Source organism: Faecalibacterium sp. Marseille-Q4137, assembly GCF_017377535.1.
GTDB classification, from domain to species: Bacteria; Bacillota; Clostridia; order Oscillospirales; family Ruminococcaceae; genus Faecalibacterium; species Faecalibacterium duncaniae.
On the sequence record NZ_JAFREK010000002.1, the window covers coordinates 114704 to 138441 of the forward strand.

21 protein-coding genes and 1 other annotated feature are annotated in these 23738 nt (G+C 58.0%); of the genes, 5 read left to right on the plus strand and 16 right to left on the minus strand.

All coding sequences use genetic code 11. The features are described 5' to 3' along the window. Positions 1–3: 3 nt before the first annotated feature. On the plus strand, positions 4–450 hold the full coding sequence (rpiB, locus tag J3353_RS01590) for a ribose 5-phosphate isomerase B (RefSeq protein WP_005931511.1): 447 nt from the start codon (positions 4–6) through the stop codon (positions 448–450). Positions 451–472: 22 nt separating this feature from the next. After that, positions 473–1099 (plus strand): uracil phosphoribosyltransferase, encoded by a 627-nt coding sequence (gene upp, locus J3353_RS01595; protein ID WP_035393712.1) that lies wholly within the window; start codon positions 473–475, stop codon positions 1097–1099. 61 nt (positions 1100–1160) lie between these two features. Here the strand turns inward: upp and J3353_RS01600 are convergent, their stop codons facing one another. The 11 genes from J3353_RS01600 to J3353_RS01650 form a co-directional block, all read right to left on the minus strand. Beyond that, positions 1161–2180, minus strand: a complete 1020-nt coding sequence (locus tag J3353_RS01600; protein WP_098924618.1) for a YgcG family protein — start codon at positions 2178–2180, stop codon at positions 1161–1163. Further along, entirely contained in the window at positions 2177–2938 is a 762-nt protein-coding gene (locus tag J3353_RS01605; RefSeq protein ID WP_207683953.1) for a LemA, read from the minus strand. Before J3353_RS01605 ends, J3353_RS01600 begins: the two co-directional genes overlap by 4 nt. A 1-nt stretch (position 2939) precedes the next feature. Beyond that, positions 2940–4094 (minus strand): toxic anion resistance protein, encoded by a 1155-nt coding sequence (locus tag J3353_RS01610; protein WP_207683954.1) that lies wholly within the window; start codon positions 4092–4094, stop codon positions 2940–2942. Between the two features lie 131 nt (positions 4095–4225). Continuing rightward, positions 4226–4849 carry a 5-bromo-4-chloroindolyl phosphate hydrolysis family protein gene (locus tag J3353_RS01615; protein WP_097770456.1) on the minus strand — a complete coding sequence of 208 codons (624 nt, stop codon included), beginning with the start codon at positions 4847–4849 and terminating at the stop codon, positions 4226–4228. Between the two features lie 185 nt (positions 4850–5034). Continuing rightward, the gene (locus J3353_RS01620; protein WP_207683955.1) at positions 5035–5523 is read right to left on the minus strand and encodes a DNA-deoxyinosine glycosylase; all 489 of its coding nucleotides are present in this window, start codon (positions 5521–5523) and stop codon (positions 5035–5037) included. Continuing rightward, positions 5520–6410: a Cof-type HAD-IIB family hydrolase gene (locus J3353_RS01625; RefSeq protein WP_207683956.1), complete on the minus strand. Its 891-nt coding sequence runs from the start codon at positions 6408–6410 to the stop codon at positions 5520–5522. Before J3353_RS01625 ends, J3353_RS01620 begins: the two co-directional genes overlap by 4 nt. Positions 6411–6655: 245 nt before the next feature. Continuing rightward, positions 6656–7543, minus strand: a complete 888-nt coding sequence (locus tag J3353_RS01630) for a putative manganese transporter (protein ID WP_207683957.1) — start codon at positions 7541–7543, stop codon at positions 6656–6658. Positions 7544–7788: 245 nt separating this feature from the next. Beyond that, positions 7789–8862: a 3-isopropylmalate dehydrogenase gene (gene leuB / locus J3353_RS01635; RefSeq protein WP_207683958.1), complete on the minus strand. Its 1074-nt coding sequence runs from the start codon at positions 8860–8862 to the stop codon at positions 7789–7791. 11 nt (positions 8863–8873) lie between these two features. Beyond that, a complete protein-coding gene (leuD, locus tag J3353_RS01640) occupies positions 8874–9362 on the minus strand; it encodes a 3-isopropylmalate dehydratase small subunit (protein ID WP_207683959.1) in 489 nt (162 codons plus the stop codon). A gap of 19 nt (positions 9363–9381) precedes the next feature. Beyond that, positions 9382–10641, minus strand: a complete 1260-nt coding sequence (gene leuC, locus J3353_RS01645) for a 3-isopropylmalate dehydratase large subunit (protein WP_097773499.1) — start codon at positions 10639–10641, stop codon at positions 9382–9384. Positions 10642–10837: 196 nt separating this feature from the next. After that, entirely contained in the window at positions 10838–12490 is a 1653-nt protein-coding gene (locus tag J3353_RS01650; protein WP_207683960.1) for a 2-isopropylmalate synthase, read from the minus strand. 61 nt (positions 12491–12551) lie between these two features. Beyond that, positions 12552–12807: a binding site (T-box leader), on the minus strand. A 575-nt stretch (positions 12808–13382) separates the two neighbouring features. Between J3353_RS01650 and ftsH the strand changes: the two genes are divergently transcribed. Beyond that, the gene (ftsH, locus tag J3353_RS01655; protein WP_207683961.1) at positions 13383–15212 is read left to right on the plus strand and encodes an ATP-dependent zinc metalloprotease FtsH; all 1830 of its coding nucleotides are present in this window, start codon (positions 13383–13385) and stop codon (positions 15210–15212) included. A 176-nt stretch (positions 15213–15388) separates the two neighbouring features. Beyond that, entirely contained in the window at positions 15389–16018 is a 630-nt protein-coding gene (locus tag J3353_RS01660) for a transcriptional regulator, IclR family protein (protein WP_207683962.1), read from the plus strand. Positions 16019–16133: 115 nt separating this feature from the next. Here the strand turns inward: J3353_RS01660 and J3353_RS01665 are convergent, their stop codons facing one another. Next, positions 16134–18161: an InlB B-repeat-containing protein gene (locus J3353_RS01665; protein ID WP_207683963.1), complete on the minus strand. Its 2028-nt coding sequence runs from the start codon at positions 18159–18161 to the stop codon at positions 16134–16136. A gap of 453 nt (positions 18162–18614) precedes the next feature. Next, positions 18615–19544: a sugar phosphate isomerase/epimerase gene (locus J3353_RS01670; protein ID WP_242700808.1), complete on the minus strand. Its 930-nt coding sequence runs from the start codon at positions 19542–19544 to the stop codon at positions 18615–18617. 97 nt (positions 19545–19641) lie between these two features. Between J3353_RS01670 and J3353_RS01675 the strand changes: the two genes are divergently transcribed. Then, a complete protein-coding gene (locus J3353_RS01675) occupies positions 19642–19863 on the plus strand; it encodes a hypothetical protein (RefSeq protein WP_207683965.1) in 222 nt (73 codons plus the stop codon). A gap of 62 nt (positions 19864–19925) precedes the next feature. Here the strand turns inward: J3353_RS01675 and J3353_RS01680 are convergent, their stop codons facing one another. From J3353_RS01680 to J3353_RS01690, 3 genes are all read right to left on the minus strand, one after another. After that, entirely contained in the window at positions 19926–20924 is a 999-nt protein-coding gene (locus tag J3353_RS01680; protein ID WP_005931572.1) for a beta-methylgalactoside transporter, read from the minus strand. An 18-nt stretch (positions 20925–20942) separates the two neighbouring features. Continuing rightward, positions 20943–22484: a sugar ABC transporter ATP-binding protein gene (locus J3353_RS01685; protein WP_207683966.1), complete on the minus strand. Its 1542-nt coding sequence runs from the start codon at positions 22482–22484 to the stop codon at positions 20943–20945. Positions 22485–22649: 165 nt separating this feature from the next. Next, entirely contained in the window at positions 22650–23702 is a 1053-nt protein-coding gene (locus J3353_RS01690; protein WP_242699369.1) for a substrate-binding domain-containing protein, read from the minus strand. Positions 23703–23738 lie beyond the last annotated feature (36 nt).

The window sequence follows — 23738 nt, forward strand, 5'->3', positions numbered from 1 at the left end:
CTCATGGCAAAACCCATTGCGCTTGCCGCCGACCATGGCGGTTTTGAACTGAAGGAAGCCGTCAAGGCTCATCTGGACGAGCTGGGGCTGGAGTATATCGACTTTGGCACCCACAGCACTGCCAGCGTGGATTACCCCGATATGGCACTGCCTGCCTGTGACGCTGTGGTCAGCGGCCAGTGCGACAAAGCCCTGCTGTTCTGCGGCACCGGTGTCGGCATCAGCATGGCCGCCAACAAGGTCAAGGGCATCCGCGCCTGCTGCTGCTCCGACAGCTTCAGCTGCGAGTACACCCGCCGCCACAACGATGCCAACGCCCTGTGCATGGGCGGCCGCGTTGTCGGCCCCGGCCTTGCCTGCCAGCTGGTGGATCTGTTCCTGAACACCCCGTTTGAGGGCGGCCGCCACGAAAAGCGCATTGCAAAACTGATGGCAATCGAAACCCGATAAACATAAAAAGGAGCGTGTATTTATGACCCCTATGATCGTTGAGCATCCCCTGCTGCAGCACAAGCTGAGCATCCTGCGCAACAAGCAGACCGGTACCAAGGAGTTCCGTGATCTGGTCGGCGAGATCGCAACCCTGCTGTGCTACGAGGCCACCCGTGACCTGCCCATGGAGGAGGTCGAGATCGAGACCCCCATCACCATGGCAAAGACCAAGGTGCTGGCAGGCCGCAAGCTGGCTCTGGTGCCCATCCTGCGTGCAGGCATGGGTATGCTGGACGGTATGCTGACCCTGCTGCCCGCTGCAAAGGTCGGCTTCATCGGCCTGTACCGCAACGAGGAGACCCTGCAGCCCGTGGAATACTTCTGCAAGCTGCCCCAGGATATCGCCGAGCGTGACGTTCTGGTTCTGGACCCCATGCTGGCAACCGGCGGCAGCGCCATTGATGCCATTACCCAGATCAAGAAGCACGGCGCAAAGCGCATCAAGTTCATCGGTCTGATCGCTGCTCCGGAAGGCATTGAGGCCCTGCACAAGGCTCACCCCGATGTTGACATCTACCTGGGCGCTAAGGACGACCACCTGAACGAGAACGGCTACATCGTTCCCGGCCTGGGCGATGCCGGCGACCGCATCTACGGCACGAAGTAAATCTGAATCAACAAAAAGTGGACGGTTCACACGAACCGCCCACTTTTTGTTTACTCAGATATTACCGCCCGCGGCCACCGCCGCCGCCATGGAAGGAGCCGCCGCCTGCGTGGAAGCTGCCGCCCCCGCCAAAGCTGCCGCCGGAGCGTCCGCCGCCCATGCCGCCGCCAAAGGAACCACCGCCGAAGCCGCCGCCCCCACGGGGAGGACGCGGCCCGCCGCCGCGGGGCGGTCTGGGCCCGCGCGGGCCACGGGGGCCGCCGGGGCCCCAATCATCATACGGAGGTCTGCGCCGCCGTCTGCTGCCCAAGCCGTAGCCCAGCCCGAAACCGAAGAAGGGGCCAAACCCGCCGCCGCCAAAGCCGCGCCGGATGCCGCCGAAGATGGAGGTCAGGGCAAACACCACGATCACCACTGCCAGAAGGGTGAGGAAGGGCGACTGATAGGATGCTGCCGGGGCCTCATAGTAATCATTTCCGTTGTTATAACCATCCGTATTGCCATTGCTGACCGTGCCGGTGGTCCCGCTCAGGGTCACACCGTAGAGATCGGCAATGGTGCTGGCCACATTGTTGGCACAGGTGGTCACAGCCGCGTCATAATCGCCCGCCGCGAAGGAATCCTCCATGGTCTGGGCAATGGCGCTGGCCTGCTTTTCCAGCGTGGTATTGCGGAAGCCGTCACCGGTGGCAAGGTAATAGTCGCCATCGGCGTACTGCTGGGACTGCATGACCAGCAGGATCAGCACACCGTTGTTTTTGCTGGAGCTGCCCAGCCCCCAGGTGTTGGCGGCCTGCACGGCGTAATCCTCCGTGGATAAACTTCCCGTATAATCCACAGTCAATACGCCGATCTGTGCACCCTCGCACTGCTGGGTGAGCTGTGCATTCAGGTTCTCAATGGCCGTTTTGGTGCTGCTGCTCAGGATGTTGGCATCATCCACCACGCACTGACTGCTGGGCAGATCGGGCAGCTGGGCCTTGGTGGCCGCAAAGGCGGCGGGCACCAAAGCCGTCAGGCTGACGGTCAGCACCACGAACAGGGCGCAGATGCGGGCGGCAAATCGTTTCATCGTTTTCATGCGAAGGGTTCCACCTCCTGTACGCCGAACAGCCTGCCCAGCATACTGGCCGGGAAGCCACCGACATCGTTCTGATACTCATACACTGCATCATTGTACTGCAGATTACCAATGATGGTGTCTGCGCTGTTGAACTGGCCGTACTGGCCCTGCACTGCCCCCATCTTCATGGGGTCAGCGGCCTGCTCCTGCATTTTTGCATAGAGCTGGTCGATCACAGTGCCCAAAGCCTCATTGGCCTGACAGAGGGCGTGCATGGCACTGCCCTGATAATAGGGCAGCGAGGTCAGGGACTGCTTTTTGCTGCCGTTCTGCATTGCTTCCAGGCAGGCAGAGAAATCATCCAGCGCTGCCTGTGCGGCCTGCACCTCGGCGCTGTCAGCCCCCAGCGTGTTTGCGCCGGTGGTGATGATATTTGCCGCCGTGTTGGCACGGGTGGTCAGCTCCTCGCTCAGGGCATAGCCGTTGTCGGCCGAAACGCCGGTGGTGAACCACTGGCGGGCCTCGTTATACTTCCCCCTGACCTTGGCACCGCCAAAGCCCACGAACGCCGCCAGCATCACCACCACGCTCAGCACAAGGGCTGTGCCCTGCTTTGCCAGTGCGGCGGGCAGCGCCTTTTCCAGCCCGGCCAGCTTCTGCTGCAAGGGGGTCAGGCGCACTGCCTCAGTGTCCGGGTGCTTTGCCTCACGGTAGCTACCGCTGTCAAAGCCGCCGGGCGTTTGATTCTGTTCTCTGGAAAAATCAGCGTTTGCCATTTCAGCTCCGGATCTCCATCATCTTCTGTTTCAGCTCGTCCTCGATGCGGGTCAGCTCCTGCTCGGCAGCCACACGCTTTGCGCGGCCCTCGGTCTGGATCTTGTTCAGCTCGTCCAGGGTCTCGATCAGGCTCTTGTTGGTCTGCTGCAGGGTCTCGATATCCACCACGCCGCGCTGGCTCTCCTTGGCGGTCTCGATGGTGCCCATCTTGAGGGCATCGGCATTCTTCTTGAGCAGGTCGTTGGTCATGTCAGTAACGGCACGCTCGGCCTGCATGGCCTTCTGCGTGTGAGCCAGACCCAGCGCCAGCACCATCTGGTTCTTCCACAGCGGGATGGTGTTGACGATGGTGGACTGGATCTTCTCAGCCATCATGGTGTTGTTGTTCTGCAGCAGGCGGATCTGGGGGCCCATCTGCAGGCTGATGTTCCGGGTCAGCTCCAGATCGTACAGCTTTTTCTCAAAGCGCTCGCACTGGTCTGCCAGATCACGGGCGGCCTGAGCATCCTCGGGCAGGCCGGACTGCCTGGCCTTGTCCATGGCCTGCTGCAACTCGTTTGCACGGACCTCGGCCAGCTTTTTCTTGCCGGCCAGGATATACATGCTCAGCTCCTTGAAGTAGGCCATGTTCAGCTCGTACATCTTATCCAGCATGGCGATGTCTTTCAGCAGCTGCACCTGATGGCCCTCCAGCATGGACTGGATGTTCTCCACGTTGGTCTCGGCCTTGTTGTACTTGGTCTTCAGGTTGTCCAGCTCATTGCCCTTCTTTTTGAAGAAGCCCAGAATGCCCTTCTGCTGCTCCTCATTGGCATCAAAGCTCTTCAGCTCCCCGATGAGGTTGGTGATCATATCGCCCACCTCGCCCAGATCCTTGGTGGACACCTTGGCCAGAGCAGCCTCGGAGAAATCGCCGATCTTCTTCTGGCAGGCGGAGCCATACTGCAGCACCTGCTGGCTGTTGGTGATATCGATCTTTTCCGCAAAGGAATCCACCATTGCCTGCTCCTCGGGGGTCAGCTGCACCTCCGGCTGCTGGGCCGCCGGGGCGGGCTCAGGCTTTTTCTCCTCCGCGGCCTCCGGGGTGGGGTCCAGCGTCAGGGTGGGCACTGCAGGAGCATCGAGATCGAAGTTCAGAGTGTTGTTGTCAGCCATTGTTGATTCCATCCTTTCCAATTACGACAGCGCCTGCCGCCTATCGGCGTGCGCTATTTTCTAACCGGTTTGCCAAGGGCTCCCCCTTCGGGGGAGCTGGCAAAGCCGTCAGGCTTTGACTGAGAGGGTTGTTACAATCCCTGCCCTTTCAGCATATTCTGCAAAACGGTCAGGTCTGCCGAGAGGTCCATGCTCTCGGCAGCATACAGGGCATCCAGCTGATTTTCAAATGCCGTGGCAATGGAGGCTGCGTTGTGCTCCACCTCCGCGCGGATGGAGGCGGCATTCTCGCCCCGCACCCCCTGCTTTGCCAGCTTGGCGTACTGCTGCAGCACGTTCACGGCATCGGGCAGATAGTAATTGGCGAACCGCCGCACCTGCTTTGCCTTGGCGGGAGTTGCTTCCACCGTTTCCACAATGGAGCGGCCTGCCTTTTCCATCCGAGTCATGGCGGCGGAGAGCTGCGGGTCCGGCAGGGCTTCGTTCAGGGCGTGGAGGGTGTCCAGCTGCTGCTGCATCTCGGTCAGCATGGCATCCACATCGTCCACACCGGTATGGAAAGGCACTTCCGTCTCCACCACCCGGGGTGGGCAGATCTTTTTGGCCCCGGCAAAGGCCAGCACAGCCGCGCCCAGCGCCGCCAGCAGTGCCCACAGCCGATAGACCGGAAGCACAGCGCACAGCACCACAAATGCCAGCGCCGCCGCGTAGTACGGCAGGACGCTGGGCTTCCGGGTGCGAATGATCTTGCTCATGGGTTCCTCCTTTTCCGGGAGCTGCGCCCCCTGTATCTTCCATAATAAATCCTTTTCCAGCGGGGCGCAAGCGTTTCACGAATTATTTACAGGTTTGAAATCGAAATGTCAAACCTCTCAGGCGCTTGCACGCCAGCTCCCCTCATAGGGGAGCCCCTGGCAGATCGGGTAAGTCCGCGCGGCATTCAAGGCAGAATCCAGTTCGACAATTCTTTCTTCCAGATTTCCAGCAGCTTCTCCGGCCTGCAGGCAGCATTGGCGGGGCTGGTGCTGGGCAGCCTGACCGCCGGAATGCCGCTGACCGGCTCGAGATACTTTGTATAGATCTTATATGCCGTAGCCCCATTGCAAAAAACAGCCTCAATGGGCGCTTTTGCCAGCAGACCGGCAATATCATTGGGCACCACATCCCGGATGGACGCATCCGACGCGCCGGTGATGGTACAGCTTTCCAGCGTATCCCACAGGGCCAGCCCATGGCGCAGGATGATCTGCTTCTTCGCTTCGATGTCCTCCCGGGCAGGCACAGGCTCCCCGGTCAGGGCCGCCAGCATGGGCCAGAAGCGGTTTTGCGGGTGGCCGTAGTAGAAGGACATTTCCCGGCTCTTGGGGCTGGGCCAGGTGCCCAGGATCAGCGCCCGGCTGTGCTCGTTGTAGACCGGTGCAAAGCTCACTGCTTTTCCTCCGCAGCTTCCATCTGGCCCCAGGGGGAGCCAAGTTCATGGCCCGAGGGCTCCGCACGGGGGCCGTTGAACCACAGCTCCTCAATGAGGGCGGCAAGGCCGTCCTCCCGCACATCCCCGATGATGCGGTCTGCGGCTTCCTTGGCATCGTCCGAACCGTTGGCCATGCAGCAGCCCAGTCCCGCCGCCTTCAGCATTCCCACATCATTGGCGGAATCGCCCGCCGAAACGGCATCGGCCAGTGTCAGACCCACGGTTTCACACAGGTCAGCCAGACCCACCCCCTTATCAATGCCCTCCCGGACGATATCATAGCAGTGCCAGCTGCCCTCACGCACAGCACCCACCATCATAAAACGGAGGTTCAGGTGGCCGTACTTCCGGTTGAACGCCTCCAGCGCCTCATCGGGCAGGCAGGCAAAGGCGGCATGGGGCATATCGATGAGATGGCGGTCCTGATCCTCGCCGTCCTTGCAGGTCAGGCCGCTGCCGCTCAGCTGGGCGTAGAAATCCCGGAGGCTCTCGTATTCGCAGTAGGCATAGTAGCCATCCCGGAAATTGAACTGCAGGGGGTAGTTGTAATCCTCGCAGAAATCCACCAGTGCGTACATTTCCTCATTGGTCATCGGGTGCTCGGCGATGATCGCGCCGTCCCTGTCCACCACGCAGGCTCCGTTGTTGGTGATGGCGTAGTCGAACCGGATGCCGCCCAGCTGCTGCTTGTTGATCGCGCAGTAGCCGCGGCCAGTGCTCAGCACGAATTTTCCGCCTGCGGCCTGCATCTTTTTCACGGCCCTGACCACCGCCGGGCGGGGGCAGGGCTCACCAAAGGGAACAAGGGTATTGTCGAAATCGCTTGCCAGAAGTTTATATTGCATAGTTGCTCCTATTTCAGCATCCTCACCCTCTCAGGCCGCTTCGCGTCCAGCTCTCCCAAAGGGAGAGCTTTTGACATAATCGGAAACTTCCCAAAGACTGTCAAGACCTCCCACTTTGGGGGAGGTGGCATCGCGCAAGCGATGACGGAGAGGGTGAGCCATTTTATCGTTTTGATACTGTCTAGTATAACACAAAACGCCGCTCCGGGATATCCCGAAACGGCGTTTTGACTGAATATTTTACTTTAACCGAAAATGGCTACTACGATCTGGATCCCAACACCCACAGCCGCACCGGCAGCCCAGGTCAGGCCGGTGATAAAGAGGTTCTGCTTCCAGGAGGGGTTTGCCCGCCAGAGAACGGCCAGGCCCACGCCCGCGCCGGTGCACAGACCTGCCACCAGACTGGAAAAGCGGAGGGCTCCCTCCACATAGAGCTGGGTCAGCAGGACGCTGGCGGCACAGTTGGGGATCAGCCCCACCAGTGCGGCCACCACCGGCTGGAAGAAGCCCATCCGGCCCAGAGCGTCGGCAAAGACATCCTCGCCCACGCCCTCCACAATGAGGCCGAACACCAGACTGAACACAAAGATGAACACGAAGATCTCCAGCGTGTGGCGAAGGGCGGCTTTCCAGATGGGGGCAGGCTTGCCCTCCTCATCGCTGTGCTCCTCGTGGCAGTCGATCTCATCGACGCTGCCGGTATAGCCGCCCCGCAGGCTCCTGGGCAGAACGCCCCGCAGGACAAAATCCAGCACCAGGCCCACCGCAATGGCGTACACCACCTTGATGACCATGAGCAGCACCAGCTTCTCCCAGTAAGCAGGCATGGAGACCAGCAGCGGAACCGCTTCATCGCTGGTGGCGAGGAACACGGCCATCAATGTGCCCAGGCTGATGACCCGGGACGCATAGAAATTGGACGCAATGGCAGAGAAACCGCACTGGGGCACACAGCCCAGCAGTGCCGCCGGAACAGAGCCCCAGCGCCCGCCCCCCGCCAGGATGGCTTCGATGCGCTCGCCGTGGCGGTTCTCCACATATTCAATGAACAGATAGGCCAAAAACAGGAAGGGCAGCATCTTGGCGGTGTCCACCAGAGATTCGCCCAGAACATCCAGAAACAATTCCATTTGATACTCCAAAAACAACTGTAATGTGCTTCATTGCAGTAAATTGCAATCAATTTGCATTTTCGTGCAAGGGAGATTATACACGCTTCGGATGCAAATTGCAAGAGGAATTTGCAAAAAGTTTGCATTTTTGTTTTTGGGAGAACGAAAATGCCCTCTCAGTCAAGGCCGCAGGCCTTGCCAGCTCCCCCTTCGGGAGAGGTGGCAGCGCGTTCACGCTGACGGAGAGGGCGATTCATTTCAGATCAGATCTCGGCCAAAATCGCATCACCCATGGCGGTGCAGCCCAGGCAGGTGCAGCCTTCGCTCATGTTGTCTGCCGTGCGCAGGCCCTTGTCCAGCACCTTGTTCACAGCATTCTCAATGGCATCGGCTTCCTCAGTCATGCCAAAGGAGTAGCGCAGCATCATGGCGGCAGAGAGGATGCAGGCGGTGGGGTTGACGATATCCCTGCCCGCAATGTCGGGGGCCGAGCCGTGAATGGGCTCGTACAGGCCCCGGGTGCCATCACCCAGAGAGGAGGACGGGATCATGCCGATGGAGCCGGTGATCATGGAGGCCTCATCGGAGAGGATATCGCCGAACATATTCTCAGTGACGATGACATCGAACTGCGCGGGGTTCTTTACGATCTGCATGGCGCAGTTGTCCACGAACATCTCGCTGTACTCCACGTCCGGGTACTCGGCCTGCAGGCGGTGCATCACACTGCGCCACAGGCGGCTGGTGTCCAGCACGTTGGCCTTATCCACACAGCAGAGCTTTTTGCGGCGTTTCTGGGCAGTCTCGAAGCCGATGCGGCCGATGCGCTCGATCTCGTGCTCAGAGTAGGGCATGGAGTCGATGGCCTGCTTCTCGCCGTCCTCGAGGGTGTGGGTCTCGTGCTTGCCGAAGTACACACCGCCGATCAGCTCCCGCACGATGATGAAGTCAATGCCCTGTGCCACGATCTCAGGCTTCAGGGGGCTGGCCGGGGCCAGCTGGGGCCAGATCTTGGCGGGGCGGTTGTTGGAGTACAGGCCCATGCCCGCGCGCAGGCGCAGCAGACCCTTTTCCGGGCGCTGCTCACCGGGCAGGCCCTCCCACTTGGGGCCGCCCACGGCACCCAGCAGGACACTGTCGGCAGCAAGGCACTTGTCCAGCTCGTGCTGAGGCAGCGGGTCGCCGTACTTGTCAATGGCTTCACCGCCCATGGCGGCATCGGTATAGTGGAAGGTGTGGCCGTACTTTTCAGCCACCTTATCAAGCACCCGGATGGTCTGTTTCACGATCTCGGGGCTGGAGCAGTCGCCCCAGATGACAGCAATGTTTTTTTCCATGGGAAAGCTCCTTACTTCTTATTTTTGATGGACTTCATCAGGCCACCGTCGGCAATGATCTTCTGGATAAACGGCGGGAAGGGTTCCGCCTGGAAGGTCTTGCCGGTGGTCTCATCGGTGATGAGGCCGGTAGTAAAATCCACGCTGACGGTATCCCCTGCGCTGATGGCATCCACAGCCTCGGGGCACTCCATGATGGGCAGGCCGATGTTGATGCTGTTGCGGTAGAAGATACGGGCAAAGCTCTTGGCAATGACCACCGAGATGCCCGCGGCCTTGATGGCCACGGGGGCGTGCTCACGGGAGGAGCCGCAGCCGAAGTTCCAGCCGCCCACCATAACATCGCCGTCCCTGATGTTCCGGACAAAGTCCTTGTCGATATCCTCCATGCAGTGGCTGGCCAGCTCCTTGGGGTCCTGGGTGTTCAGGTGGCGGGCCGGAATGATGACATCGGTATCCACGTTATCCGGGTATTTGAAAACAGAACCTTTTGCGTTCATCGTTGTTTCTCCTTTTCGATCAGACCGTGCGGGGGTCGGTGATATAGCCGGTCAGGGCGCTGGCTGCGGCAGTGGCCGGGCTTGCCAGATAGACTTCACTCTTGACATGGCCCATGCGGCCCACAAAGTTGCGGTTGGTGGTGGAGACACAGCGCTCCCCCTCGGCCAGGATGCCCATGTAGCCGCCCAGGCAGGGGCCGCAGGTGGGGGTGGACACGATGCAGCCCGCATCAATAAAGGCTTCGGTCCAGCCGCGCAGGATGCACTCCTTATAAACCGCCATGGTGGCCGGGATGATGATGCCCCGCACGCCCTTGGCAATGTGTCTGCCCTTGAGGATGTTGTAAGCGGCCTCCATATCCTCCAGACGGCCATTGGTGCAGCTGCCGATGACCACCTGATCGATCCGGATGTCCTTTCCTTCGCTGGCGGGGTGGGTGTTCTCCGGCAGATGAGGGTAGCTGACCGTGGGCTCCAGCTTGTCCAGGTCGATCTCGATGGTCTTTTCGTATTCGGCATCCGGGTCAGCCTCGTAGTAGACCGGGGTGCGCTGGCTGCGGCCGTTCAGATACGCTCTGGTGACCTCGTCCACAGGGAAGATGCCGTTCTTGGCACCGGCCTCAATGGCCATGTTGCAGACGCAGAGGCGATCCTCCATGGTCAGGGAAGCCACGCCCGGGCCGGTGAATTCCATGGACTTGTACAGTGCGCCGTCCACACCGATCATGCCGATGATGTGCAGGATCAGGTCCTTGCCGGATACGCAGGGGCTGAACTTTCCCTTGAGTACAAACTTGATGGCAGAGGGTACCTTGAACCATGCCATGCCGGTGGCCATACCGGCGGCCATATCGGTGGAGCCCACACCGGTGGAGAATGCGCCCAGTGCACCGTAGGTGCAGGTGTGGCTGTCGGCACCGATGATGCAGTCACCGGCGGTCACGATGCCTTTTTCGGGCAGGAGGGCGTGCTCAACACCCATCTGACCCACATCGTAGAAGTTGAGGATATCATACTTGTTGGCAAACTCGCGGCACTGCTTGGACTGGGTTGCGCTCTTGATGTCCTTATTGGGGACGAAGTGATCCAGCACGATGGCAATGTGCTCCTTGTCGAACACGCCGTCAAAGCCTGCCTTCTCAAACTCGTTGATGGCGACCGGGGTGGTGATATCGTTGCCCAGCACGATATCGAGCTTGGCATTGATGAGCTGGCCTGCCTTGACCTCCGGCAAACCCGCATGTGCGGCCAGAATTTTTTGCGTCAGAGTCATTCCCATAATACTCTCTCCTTTTATTTTCCATGGTCACGCTGTCCTTCGTACAACCTCTCAGTCTCGCATTCGCTCGACAGCTCCCCTAGTAGGGGAGCCCTTGGCATTGCGTAAAGCCTTGCCTCTTTGCCAAGGCCTCTCCTACTAGGAGAGGTGGCAATGCGTTAGCATTGACGGAGAGGTTGAACAGAGTATCCGTTCATCATTTACTGTTAATTGCCGAAACCAGCGCCCTGATGCCGGCGACGATGATGTCCGTGTCGGTGCCGGCACCCCAGGTCACGCTGCCATCGCCCCAGGCAAGGCCCACATAAGAAGCCGCGCGGGAGGTGCTGCCCTCGTCCAGGCTGTGCTCCGAGTAGCTTTCCAGATGGAAGTCCATCCCGGTGGCGCTCTGGATGGCGTTGGCCACAGCATCCAGACGACCATTGCCCACCGAAGTGACCACCTTGCGCTGACCGTTCAGATCCAGGGTGACCGTGGCGGTAATGCCGTTGACCTGTGCAAAGTGGGCCTCCACCACACGAAGGGGCTTTTCACGGTTGAGGAAACTCTCCTCGAAGATGCGGAGCACCTCGCCTGCACTCAGCTCCTTGTGGCTGTGGTCGGACACGCTCTTGACCTTGTAGCCCAGCACCTCGCGCATCTTGGGGGGCAGATTATAACCGTAGTTCTGCTCCAGCACAAAGCCGATGCCGCCCTTGCCGCTCTGGCTGTTGATGCGGATGACATCGGCATCATAGGTGCGGCCGATATCGTGGGGGTCGATGGGGATGTAGGGGCAGGTCCAGCGGTGCTCGCCCCGCTCCTTGCGGTAGGCCATGCCCTTTGCAATGGCATCCTGATGGCTGCCCGAGAAGGCTGCAAACACCAGCTGACCGGCGTAGGGGGTGCGCTCGTAGATGTGCATCCGGGTCACGCGCTCGTAGGCAGCGCAGATGGCGGGCATATCGGAAAAGTCCAGCCTGGGGTCTACGCCGTGGCTGTACAGATTCATAGCCAGAGTCACGGCATCCACGTTGCCGGTGCGCTCACCGTTGCCGAACAGGCAGCACTCCACGCGCTGGGCACCGGCCAGAACGGCCATTTCGGCGCAGGCAACACCGGTGCCGCGGTCGTTGTGGGGATGGGTAGAGATGATCACACTGTCGCGGTACTTGAGGTGCTTGTCGCAATACTCGATCTGGTTGGCGTAGACATGGGGCATACTCATTTCCACCGTGACGGGCAGGTTGATGATCATGGGGCGGTCAGGGGTGGGCTGCATGATGTCCAGCACTGCGTTGCAGACCTCCACAGCATAGTCCACCTCGGTGCCGGTAAAGCTCTCGGGGCTGTACTCAAACAGGAAGTTGCCCTCGTACTCCTGGCTCAGCTGTTTGACCAGCTTTGCGCCGTCGGTGGCGATCTTCTTGATCTCTTCCCTGCTCTTGTGGAACACCTGCTCGCGCTGGGCCACGGAGGTGGAATTATAGAAGTGGATGACTGCGCGGGGAGCACCCTTGACGGCCTCGAAGGTCTTGCGGATGATGTGGTCGCGGCACTGGGTCAGCACCTGCACGGTCACGTCCTCCGGGATCATGTTTTTCTCAATCAGGGTGCGCAGGAACTCGTACTCGGTATCGCTGGCGGCGGGGAAACCCACCTCGATCTCCTTGAAGCCGATCTTTACCAGCATCTGGAAGAACTCCAGTTTTTCCTCCAGGCTCATGGGCACGATCAGGGCCTGATTGCCGTCGCGCAGATCCACACTGCACCAGGCCGGGGCCTTTTCAATGTGATCCTTCTTCACCCAGCTGTCATAACCGGCGGGGACAGGGTAATATCCCGGTGCGTACTTGGTTGCGTCCATCATTCTCGTTTCCTCCAGATCCTACAATTAAAGTAAAAGGCCCTCGTCTCCAAGGCGATAAGCCTTGAGAGACGAGGGCCTGTCATTTTTCTAACAGAGCACCCGTGGTACCACTCTCTTTGCTGGAAAACCAGCCACTCACACGATCAGCTTTTGGCGGCGAATCGCTGCCCCGGTAACGGTGGGCATCCGTCAGAGCCTACTCTCCGTTCAGCTCTGCCGCTCAGGGGCCAGTAACCGAAACCCTCCGCACTGCCTTGCACCACCCGGCAGCTCTCTGAAGCAGAAGAAGATCGTTTTTTCCCCGTCAACGCATTTGGTCTTTGTGTTTCAAAGTGAGCTTATTGTACCAAACGTCGGATTTGCTGTCAAGAAGTTTGGCTCATATCAAAAATGAAACAAATTCACATCAGGAGCGGCACAATTTTCCAAATTTTGCGCTTTCCGCATCGAATCGTAGAGCGCTGGGAAAGCGGGAGATGCCCACGCAAGTGAAATCGGGTTGCGGCTCCCAGCATTCGCATCGCTTACGCTTGCGTCTTGCTGGCCGCGGCCCCAACAACAGTTCCCTGCATCCGCCACTGGCGGCGGTCGCTGTCGTTGCAGGCCATTCCATCGCCCGCCCTATTGCCTGCGGCAACAGGGTCCCACCCCAGCGGACACTTGCTTAGGGCATTCCCCCGCTTCCCTCCCGCCAGGCTTCGGGGTTTGTTAAGAATCTGGGAAGTTTTTGGAAACAAGCCCTCGAAAAGCTTTTTTGTTAATTTTCGTTGTGTTAAGATAAGCTTATCGAAAGAATAAGGCCCCTGACCGATTTGTCAAAGGCTCTCCCTTTGGGAGAGCTGGCTGCGAAGCAGACTGAGAGGGCGAGGCCGTTTACCGAGGAGGAAATCCTATGAAAGAAGTCAAGACACCGCGCAAGCCGTTGGCGATCTATTACGCCCTCGTGCTGCTGATGCTGCTGCTCCTCAACCTTGTGCTGCTGCCGTGGATGGAGGAGCGCCAGATCAAAGAGGTAGACTACGGCACCTTTATGACCATGACCGAGGAGAAGAACATCGGCCGTGTGGACATTGAATCCAACCAGATCATCTTTACCGATAAGGACGAGACGCAGGTCTACAAGACCGGCCTGATGAACGACACCGGCCTGACCGAGCGGCTGTACGATGCCGGAGCCACCTTCTCCAGCGAGATCGTGGAGCAGTCCTCGCCGGTGCTGAACTTTTTGATCTGGTTCGTCCTGCCTATCATCCTGTTCTCGGCCATCGGCAACCAGATGAACAAAAAGCTGATGGAAAAGGCCGGCGGCGGCCCGGGCTCCATGATGTTTGGCGGCATGGGCAAATCCAACGCCAAGGTCTATGTGCAGTCCACGGCAGGCATCCGCTTTGCGGATGTGGCCGGCGAGGACGAGGCCAAGGAAAACTTACAGGAAGTCGTCAACTATCTGCATGACCCCAGCAAGTATGAGAGCATTGGTGCCAAGATGCCCAAGGGCATCCTGCTGGTGGGCCCTCCGGGCACCGGCAAGACCATGCTGGCCAAGGCTGTGGCCGGTGAGTCCAACGTGCCCTTCTTCTCCATCTCCGGCTCCGAGTTCGTGGAGATGTTCGTGGGCATGGGTGCCTCCAAGGTGCGCGACCTGTTCAAGCAGGCCAAGGAGAAAGCCCCCTGCATCGTGTTTATCGATGAGATCGATGCCATTGGCCAAAAGCGCAGCGGCGGCCAATACGGCGGCAACGATGAGCGCGAGCAGACCCTGAACCAGCTGTTGACTGAGATGGATGGTTTTGAGGGCAACACCGGTGTCATCATTCTGGCCGCCACCAACCGCCCCGAATCCCTTGACCCTGCCCTGACCCGCCCCGGCCGCTTTGACCGCCGGGTGCCCGTGGAGCTGCCCGACCTCAAGGGCCGCGAGGAGATCCTGAGGGTCCACGCTAAGAAGGTCGCGCTGGCCCCGGGCATCGACTTTACCACCGTGGCCCGGATGGCCTCCGGTGCGTCCGGTGCCGAGCTGGCCAACATCGTCAACGAGGCCGCGCTGCGGGCCGTCCGTGCAGGCCGCAAGAGCGTGACCCAGTCTGACCTGGAGGAGAGCATCGAGGTGGTCATTGCAGGCTACCAGAAGAAGAACTCCATCCTGACCGACCACGAAAAGTGCATCGTAGCCTACCATGAGATCGGCCACGCTCTGGTCGCCGCCAAGCAGACCCACTCCGCCCCCGTGCAGAAGATCACCATCATCCCCCGCACCTCGGGTGCTCTGGGTTATACCATGCAGGTGGACGAGGGCAACCACTACCTGATGAACAAGGAGGAACTGGAAAACAAGATCGCCACCCTCACCGGCGGACGTGCCGCCGAGGAAGTGGTGTTCCACTCCATCACCACCGGTGCTTCCAATGATATCGAACAGGCCACCAAGCTGGCCCGCGCCATGCTGACCCGCTACGGCATGAGCGATGAGTTTGACATGGTGGCACTGGAGACCGTCAACAACCAGTATCTGGGCGGCGACACTTCCCTTGCCTGCTCTGCCCAGACCCAGTGCGAGATCGACCAGAAGGTGGTGGAGCTGGTCAAGGCCCAGCACGCCAAGGCTGTGCAGATCCTGACCGACAACCGCGCAAAGCTGGATGAGCTGGCCCAGTATCTGTACCAGAAAGAGACCATCACCGGTGACGAGTTCATGGAGATCTTAAACCGAAATGATAGCTGATGCCGCCCTGAACCCGCTCTTGGCTCCCCCCTTTGGGGGAGCTGGCATTGCGGAGCAATGACTGAGAGGGCGAGCCCGCTAAATTTTTCAATCCCCCTGCAATAAACAAGCCGCCCGTTCCGTATTCATTACAGAACGGGCGGTTTTTCGTCCATAGTACAGGAGGTATATTTTTTATGAAGATTCTGAATACAATGCTGGGCCGTCAGGCCATTGCCGCAGCCCTGGTGCTGTCCCTTGCCATCCCCATGAGCGTCGGCGCATTTGCCGAGGAGCCTGCCGCTGCGGCTGCCGCCGATGACACCGTTGTTGCAGGCTACCTGCCCCCGCAGGACGAAAGCGTAATGCTTCAGGGCGAGATCGCGCTGCACAGCGGTGACGTTGCCGTGGGCGAGACCGACCCCGCCTACGGCGGCTACGGCGCACCGGAGGGTGACCCCATTCAGGGCGACATCATGCTGATCTCCGCTGACGGGGCAAAGACCACCGAAGCCCGGTACACCGTCAAGGGTCTGCTGGGCCGTCAGGTCCTTTACACCGCCCGGCAGGAGGGCCGTGTCCTGACGCTGGACGTGCCGGACTGCGCCGCCACCTTCCGCACCACCATTCAGGACATGAAGGCCCTGATGGAGCAGGGCGTGTCCACGCTGGTGCTCACCACGGAGAAGGGCTCCACCACCCTGAACCTTTCCCTGCTGTGCGAGGGCCAGACCGACACCCAGCGGGTGGTGCTGCGGCAGCTGGGCGACAGCGCTTTCCTGACGGTCGGCCTGCGCTGCCGCCGCGACCTCATCGTGGGCCGCTGAGTGGGGTGTGTTCCCCTTTCCTGAAGCTTAACAGAAACACAGCAGGAGCGCTCTGCCGGTATGACCCGGTGGGGCGCTCCTGCCGTGTTTGGGAAATATCAGAGGATGTCAAATTTTACTGCGCGTTCTGCTTGAGGTCCTGTGCCTTCTTCCAAGCACGCAACACGCTGATCTTGGTAACCATGTTGTCCGGATAGAACTTCACCTGTTCAGGGGGCAGCTCTGTATCCTGATCGTTCAGGTCAGGCATGAGGTCGTGCTCCATGGACCAGCGGGCAGCATGCTGCAGATCCATATCCTGTTCTTCCTGGCCAACATCGGGGTAGAGGATCTCAGATTCCGGCATAGGCTTGCCTGCATCCTCCCACAGCATCATTGCAAGAGCACTGCGGTTGCTGGGGAAGTAAGGCAGACCCCACATCTGGCCCACAAGATCGGTGCCCAGCGTGTAGCCGACCAGTGCGCCGCCAGCCACAACAGCCGTACCGACAATGATGGGGCCAACAACATCAGAACCATCCTCAATGTCAGCGCTGCGGTACTGTGCGGCCACATCCACATCACCATTCATGGTAAAGGTAATGGACTCTGCCTTGCAATCCTGATCCAGCGGCAGGTCAAACTTGCCGGTAGACCAAAGATCAAACACCATACCCTCGGGAACCTTCGTCTGGTCCAGCGTCACGGTGACTTCTGCGCCATCCGGCACAAGGCAGGTCTGCTTGCCGCTGGCCTCATCGGTGCTGGTTTCCAGTGTATCGGTCACATCAATGTCGCCGTCTTTCACAGCAAAGGTGCCGCCGGTCACGGTCAGGGTATGATTGACGACAGGCTCATCCTTCTTCCAGTATGCCGTAAACACTTCATCACCCGTCAGGACAAGCTCACTCTCAGCTTTATAGAGCTTACCGTTAAGGCTCAGCCATCCAGCAAACTGGTAGCCTTCTCGTGTGGGCTTCGCTGCAAGCGTCACGCTCTCATTTTCACGGTAGAAAGCATCGTTGTAGTTGGCAGTTTCGTCGCCAACGCCTTCATTCAGGTTGTATTGGAGGCGGTACACACTGGCATGTTCCAATTCTTTTTTCGTCCAGCCACAGTACTTGCAGGTTTTTGTCACTTCACACTCATCAACACGCTCAACGCTCGGTGTCCAATCCGAACGGCCGGTAATTTCATAGGCATCCTCCTTCTCACCAACGGTATAGGAGTGCGTCTTCATCTTGCCGTTTGTCCAGACCAGATCGCCGCCCAGATACACGTCCGTATAGCCAGTGTTGCCCGTAAAGCCAGTGCTTTTGTCCTCTTTAAAGCCGAACAGCTGCGAGCAGGTCGTATTACTCAGGGCTGCATCAATGGTCTGGGGATTGTCGATATGAATGATGTACTTATAGGGACGCATGTTGCTGTCGTTGATATTCAGCGCTTGTTTATTGAGGATGGAGGAATTCACGGTGCAGTTGTTAAAGTAAACCGTAATGTCATGTTTTCCTGCACTGAAATCCGTGTAAACATTGACTGCTTTTCCCGTTGTATTAAAGGTGCAGTTATCAAATATCATGGTCGGGGAGCTATACGTCCAGATCGCATAATCTTTATCTGGAGCATAGAAGGTCGTATCAGTGAACACTGCACTGGTATAACCCCAGTAGAAGGTCTTGCCGTAGATTTCGCAGTGATCCACCACAGTCTGATCCGGACGGATGAAGCCCAGATAATCTGCGCTGCCGGTGCCAAGCGTCATATTTTTGAAGGTAATTTTTCCGGCACCATCAAAGCTGTAATCGCCGTTATACTCTTTGCCAAAAAACGCCGGGTTCAGCACCGTAGGACCGATCCGCCAGGTCGTTTTGTCAGGCCCCTTACCCACAAAGGTCAGGTCTTTATTCTTGGTCGTACCATCGCTGGGGATATTGTACAGTGTATAATTGCCCTCGCCAAGGATGATGGTATTACCGCTATCTGCCTCTTTCACAGCATCTTCCAAAGACGTATAGCCCTTATTTTTCTTACTTTCGTTCCATGCTACATACGTTTCTCCGGTGCCGGTCGTGCCATCCGCAAAAGCCAGCATGGGAAGCATCTGAAGCATCATTGCCACTGCCAGCAGGGCCGCAAAAAACCGGTTTTGACTTTTCTGTTTCAACTTTCTTCATTCCTTTCATCACTATTTGCATTTTTGCAACGGATTCCCCGCAAGGAACCCTCCAGATTCCTACCGCACTGTCACCTCCCCTGTAGGTTCCATTCTCCGCATTGCAGGTCTCAGCCAGGTTGCTGAGTGCTTTGTTCTCAAAGGAATTTTTTGTCATTTCATTATACCCCCCCCCCCCTAAATTAAAATCAAGTATTTTGAAAACTTTTGTTGATATTCACAAATCAGGGTTCCTCTTTCGGTCATTTTCACGAAACTGCCTTTGACAAAGAAAAAAGCGGCCTGCCAGTGACTGACAAGCCGCAAAATATTGCCATATTCCAAATGAAAAGCTGCTGACAGCATGGGGCCCAGCTTTTTTGCCGCAAACAACAGAAGCCCCCCGCCGGTTCTCCCGGCGGGGGGCTTCTGTTGTGGCAGCTTATGGTAAACGGAGAGTGGATATCAATTGAGAATGGGATTCAGGATCTCGACCAGTGCATGATACTGGGTGGCGTAAGCTTCTGCGCCGTCCTTGGGGCGGCCCGGCTCGGCCATCTCGGACTTCATCTTCTCGACGATCGGGTTATTCTCAAATTGGAGTTTCTGGCTCTTACCGCCTTTGGCTCCTGGTGCAAAGAAATCAAACATTGCCAGGTGGGGCTCCAGCGTCAGGAAGCCGTGGTAGCCCTCCTCGCAGAAAGCACGGCGAAGCAGCTCAGGGATCTTGCCAAGGCCGGTGCCTGCGGGCACATTCAGCAGGTAGCCGGGCAGAGCATCCTTGATGTGGATATAAGCGATCTGGTCATGGAGCAATTCCCAGCACTCCGCGGTGTCCTGCTCACACTGAACAAAGTTGGCAAAATCGAACGCCGCCTTGAAGTGGGGGCAGGCCAGCCGGTCGAACAGCAATTTGCAGCGGGCACCGGTGTCGCCGTAGATGCCCTTCTCATTTTCATGGAGCAGCACAATGTCATGCTTTTCCGCGATCCGGATAAACTGACGCAGCTTATCCAGCACCACATCGGTATAGCTGTCTGCATCGGCATCCTTGGGGATGAGGAAGCTGAACATCCGGATGAAGGAGCAGTCCAGCAGCTTGGCCGTTTCGCAGAGTGTTTCCAGCTGCTCCAGCTGCTTGGCAAAGCCCTCTTCATCGTCCACCTCCACCTTGCCGATGGCCGTACCCAGGCTGGAAACGCCCACACCTGCGGCCTGTAACTTTGGCAGAAGAACGGTGCGTACTTCCTCGGGGGTGTAATCGGCAATGCCCTTGTGCTCGGCGCTGCGGATGCAGATATACTTCATCCCCAGATCCGTCACAGTTTTGAGCTGCTGGTCAAAGTCCTGGCTGATCTCATCCGCAAAACCGGAAATTTTTTCGTAAACACTCATAAGACACACCTCATTCACCGATCTTTGTTTTCCGAACATAACAGCACTGTTTCTGGCTTGTAGTATACCACTCTTCCGGGAGCTATGTTATAATAAATTGAAGGAAAATATCAAAATTCAAAGAACGTTCATAAATTCAACGCAACTGCCAAACAAGGAGGCACGTTCTTGTGCAATTCAACGAAAAAGAAAAAGTTCTCCAACTTTTTTCGGAGAGTGGGCGAGAAAACGCGGAGGGCTATTTGGAAGCCTGTTCAAGCAGCAGGAAGGGCTGACACCCCGCCAATACCGCCTGCAGCAGCGGCAGCTGGGAAAATAACAGCAGAAGCCCCCCCGCCGGGAGAACCGGCGGGGGGGCTTCTGCTGTATGCGAATGAGGGGTTACTTCTTTGCCAGGTACTTACGGATATCGATGGCCACAGCCACGATGATGACAAGGCCCTGGACGATATAGGTGTAAGAGGAGTTGACGTTCATAAACTGCAGAGCGACCTTCATCAGCTCAAAGACCAGAACGCCGACCAGGATGCCGGGCACGGTGCCGACACCGCCGGTGGTGGAAACGCCGCCGATGGTAGAAGCCGCAATGGCATCCAGCTCATAGCCCATTGCAGTGTTGACGGATGCGCCGCCGGACTTTGCAGCCAGCAGGCAGCCTGCCAGACCGAACATGCAGGAGGCCAGGATGTAGATGCGGATCTTGGTGGCATAAACGTTGACACCGGCAACCTCAGCAGCAGCTTCGTTGCCGCCGATGGCGTACATGTACTTGCCGTGACGGGTCTTGTTGTACAGGAACCAGAAGCACACAGCCACGACCAGGGCGATCCAGATCAGCACGGGGACCTTCAGGATGGTGTTGGAGGCCAGAGAGGTAAAGTTCTTGTTCAGGGAGCCGATGGGGGTACCGCCGGTGTAGACCAGGCAGATACCGTAGACGACCTGCTGCATACCCAGGGTAGCGATAAAGGGCTGGACCTTCAGGTAAGAAACGACCAGACCGTTGCACAGACCCACAATGGCGCAGATGGCAATGACCAGAATGAACACCACAGGGGTGGGCAGAGTGGGCATGTTGGGGTAGAACTTACCGGCAGCGCCCTCGGTCTGCGCAAAGATGCAGGCCAGGCAGGCAGCAAAACCAGCCAGACGGCCTGCGGACAGGTCGTTGCCGGTGGTGATCAGACAGCCGGAGATGCCCAGCGCGATGATGTAGCGGATGGACACATTCTTGAACAGGTTGATCAGGTTTGCAGGTGCAAAAAAGTTCGGATGGATGATGCCGACGAACAGAGAGACGAGCAGCATCAGAACGATAATGGCGTTGTTGCCCAGCCATTTCTTTACGGATTTACCCGTTAATTTCTTGGTAGCTTCCACAATAGACAGCCTCCTTGTTTACTGATTGGCCGCTGCCGTTTCGGGCGCGGTCTCAAACTGGGTAGCCAGCTCCATGATGTTCTCCTGGGTCGCGTCCTTGCCGTCGATGAAGCCGGTGACGCGGCCATCGCACATGACCATGACGCGGTTGGACATGCCAATGATCTCGCTCATTTCAGAGGAGATCATAATGATGCTCTTGCCCTGCTTGGCCAGATCGGCAATGATGCAGTAGATCTCGTACTTTGCACCAACGTCGATGCCGCGGGTGGGCTCGTCCAGGATCAGGACATCGGGGTTATTTGCCAGCCAGCGGGCGATCAGCACCTTCTGCTGGTTGCCGCCGGACAGGCTCTTGATCTGGGTCTTGGGGCTGGGCACCTTGATGGCCATCTTTTCCTTATTGGTCGCCACCAGATCCAAAATCTTCTTGTCATCCAGCATGATGGGGCCCTTGCGCAGGGCATCCAGCGATGCAATGGAGATGTTATCGGCCACGCTCAGCACACCCATGATGCCGGTTGCGCGGCGGTCCTCGGTCAGCAGAGCCACGCTCTTCCGGATGGCATCGCGGGGCTGCTTGATGTGGACCTCTTCGCCCTTGATCCACACCCTGCCGGAGGTGTGTGCACGCAGACCAAAGATGCCTTCCATCAGTTCGGTGCGCTGTGCGCCCACCAGACCAGCCACGCCCAGGATCTCGCCCTTTTTCAGCTCAAAGCTGCAATGGCGGAAGGAGCGCGGATGGATGGAGGTGAAGTCCTCCACCTTCATCATCACTTCCTCGGAGGGGTGGTTCTCCAGCGGCGGGAACAGATTGGACAGCTCACGGCCGACCATCTTGGCGATGATCTGCTCCTTGGTCATGTTGGCAACGTCCCACTTGCCGATGTAATGGCCGTCACGCATGATGGTCACTTCGTCAGCAATGACCTTGATCTCATCCATCTTGTGGCTGATGTAAACCAGTGCAACGCCCTGCTCCTTCAGCTCGCGCATGATGCGGAACAGCGATTCCACTTCGTTGGCGGTCAGGGAGGAGGTGGGCTCGTCCAGGATCAGCACCTTGCAGTTTGCGGAAACAGCCTTTGCAATTTCCACCATCTGCATCTGGGCAATGCTCAGGCTGCCCAGCTTTGCGTGGGAATTGATCTGCAGCTTCAGCTTCTTCAGCAGTGCATCGGTATCGGCATACATTTTACTGTGGTCCACAATGGTGATGGGGCCAACCTTTTTGGTGGGGTAGCGGCCCAGCCAGATATTCTCAGCCACGGTACGGGCCGGGATGGGCTGCAGCTCCTGATGCACCATGGCAATGCCGCGGCCCAGTGCTTCCAACGGGTTCGCAATAACGACCTTTTCTCCCTCGTATTCGATCTCGCCCTCGTCCATCTTGTAAATGCCGAACATGCACTTCATCAGGGTGGACTTACCGGCACCGTTTTCGCCCATCAGGGCCATAACTTTACCGGGGCGGAGCTCCAACTGCGCGTGGTCCAGCGCTTTTACGCCGGGGAAGGTCTTGACCACGCCTTTCATTACCAGACGGTATTCTGACATTCCGCAGAGCCTCCTTATCTTGCAATTTGCAGGCCGCGCGGTGCGTCCTTTCCAAAAGAAGGCGCGTGCGCCCGAGAGAAATCTCGCACGCACGCGCTTTTAAGCTTTTACCAAGCCATAGGACTCACTGCGTACCTTGCAAACGTGAGTTTTGTGCTACAGGAATTAGAGGTACTGTGCTGCGTTCTCGGTAGTAACCTTGACGTAGTCGACCCAGTAGTACTCCTCAACGTCCTTGCCCTCAACAAACAGCTGAGTAGCCTCGGCAGCCTTGGTAGCCTGGCCCACGTCGTCGTTCAGAACGGTACCGGTCATCTTGCCGTCAACAACGTTCTGGACAGCCTCTTTCAGTGCGTCAACACCGACCAGGTAGATGTCCTTGCCAACGGTACGGCCAGCCTGCTCGATGGACTGCAGAGCACCCAGAGCCATTGCGTCGTTGTTGCAGAACACAACTTCGATCTTCTCGCCGTACTGTGCCAGAGCGTTTGCAACGTCCTGCTGTGCGGTGGTCTGATCCCAGTTGTCCAGGTACTCGTACAGGCACTCCACTTCCTTGTCGGCATCGGTCAGAGCCTTGATGGAGTACTCGGTGCGGTACTGAGCATCGATGTTCTCGGGGTCGCCCTTGCACATGATGTAAGTGATCTTGCCGTCGCCGTTGATATCGCCCTGGGTCTCGGTCTCCAGGATCAGCTCGCCCTGGTAAGTACCGGACTGACGTGCGTCAGCGCCAACGTAGCAGCACTTGCCTGCGTAGGAATCCAGAACAGCCTTCTCGGGCTCACGGTTGATGAAGACGATGGGAGTGCCGGAGGGAGAAATGGTATCCACGATGGTCTGTGCAGAAGTGGTCTGAACAGGGTTGATGATCAGAACGTCAACGCCCTGCTGCAGGAAGGTGTTGATCTGCTCGGTCTGGGTGTTCTGGTCGTTCTTGCCATCAACGATGGTCACGGCGTAGCCCTTATCCTTCAGGTACTCTTCCAGGTCGGTGCGGTACAGGGTCATAAAGTTATCAGCAAACTGATAGATGCAGACACCGACGTTTGCGCTGCCGGTTGCAGCCTCAGAAGCAGCTGCAGAAGCAGCTGCAGAAGAAGCAGCGGTGGAGGAAGCAGCAGTGGAGCTGGAGGAGCCGCCGCAGGCGGTCAGAACGCCGGCAGCACCCACAACAGCAGAAGCCTTCATAAAGTCACGACGGGAAATCATTTTCATAATCTTGTTCTCCTTCATTCGCATATCACAGCATCT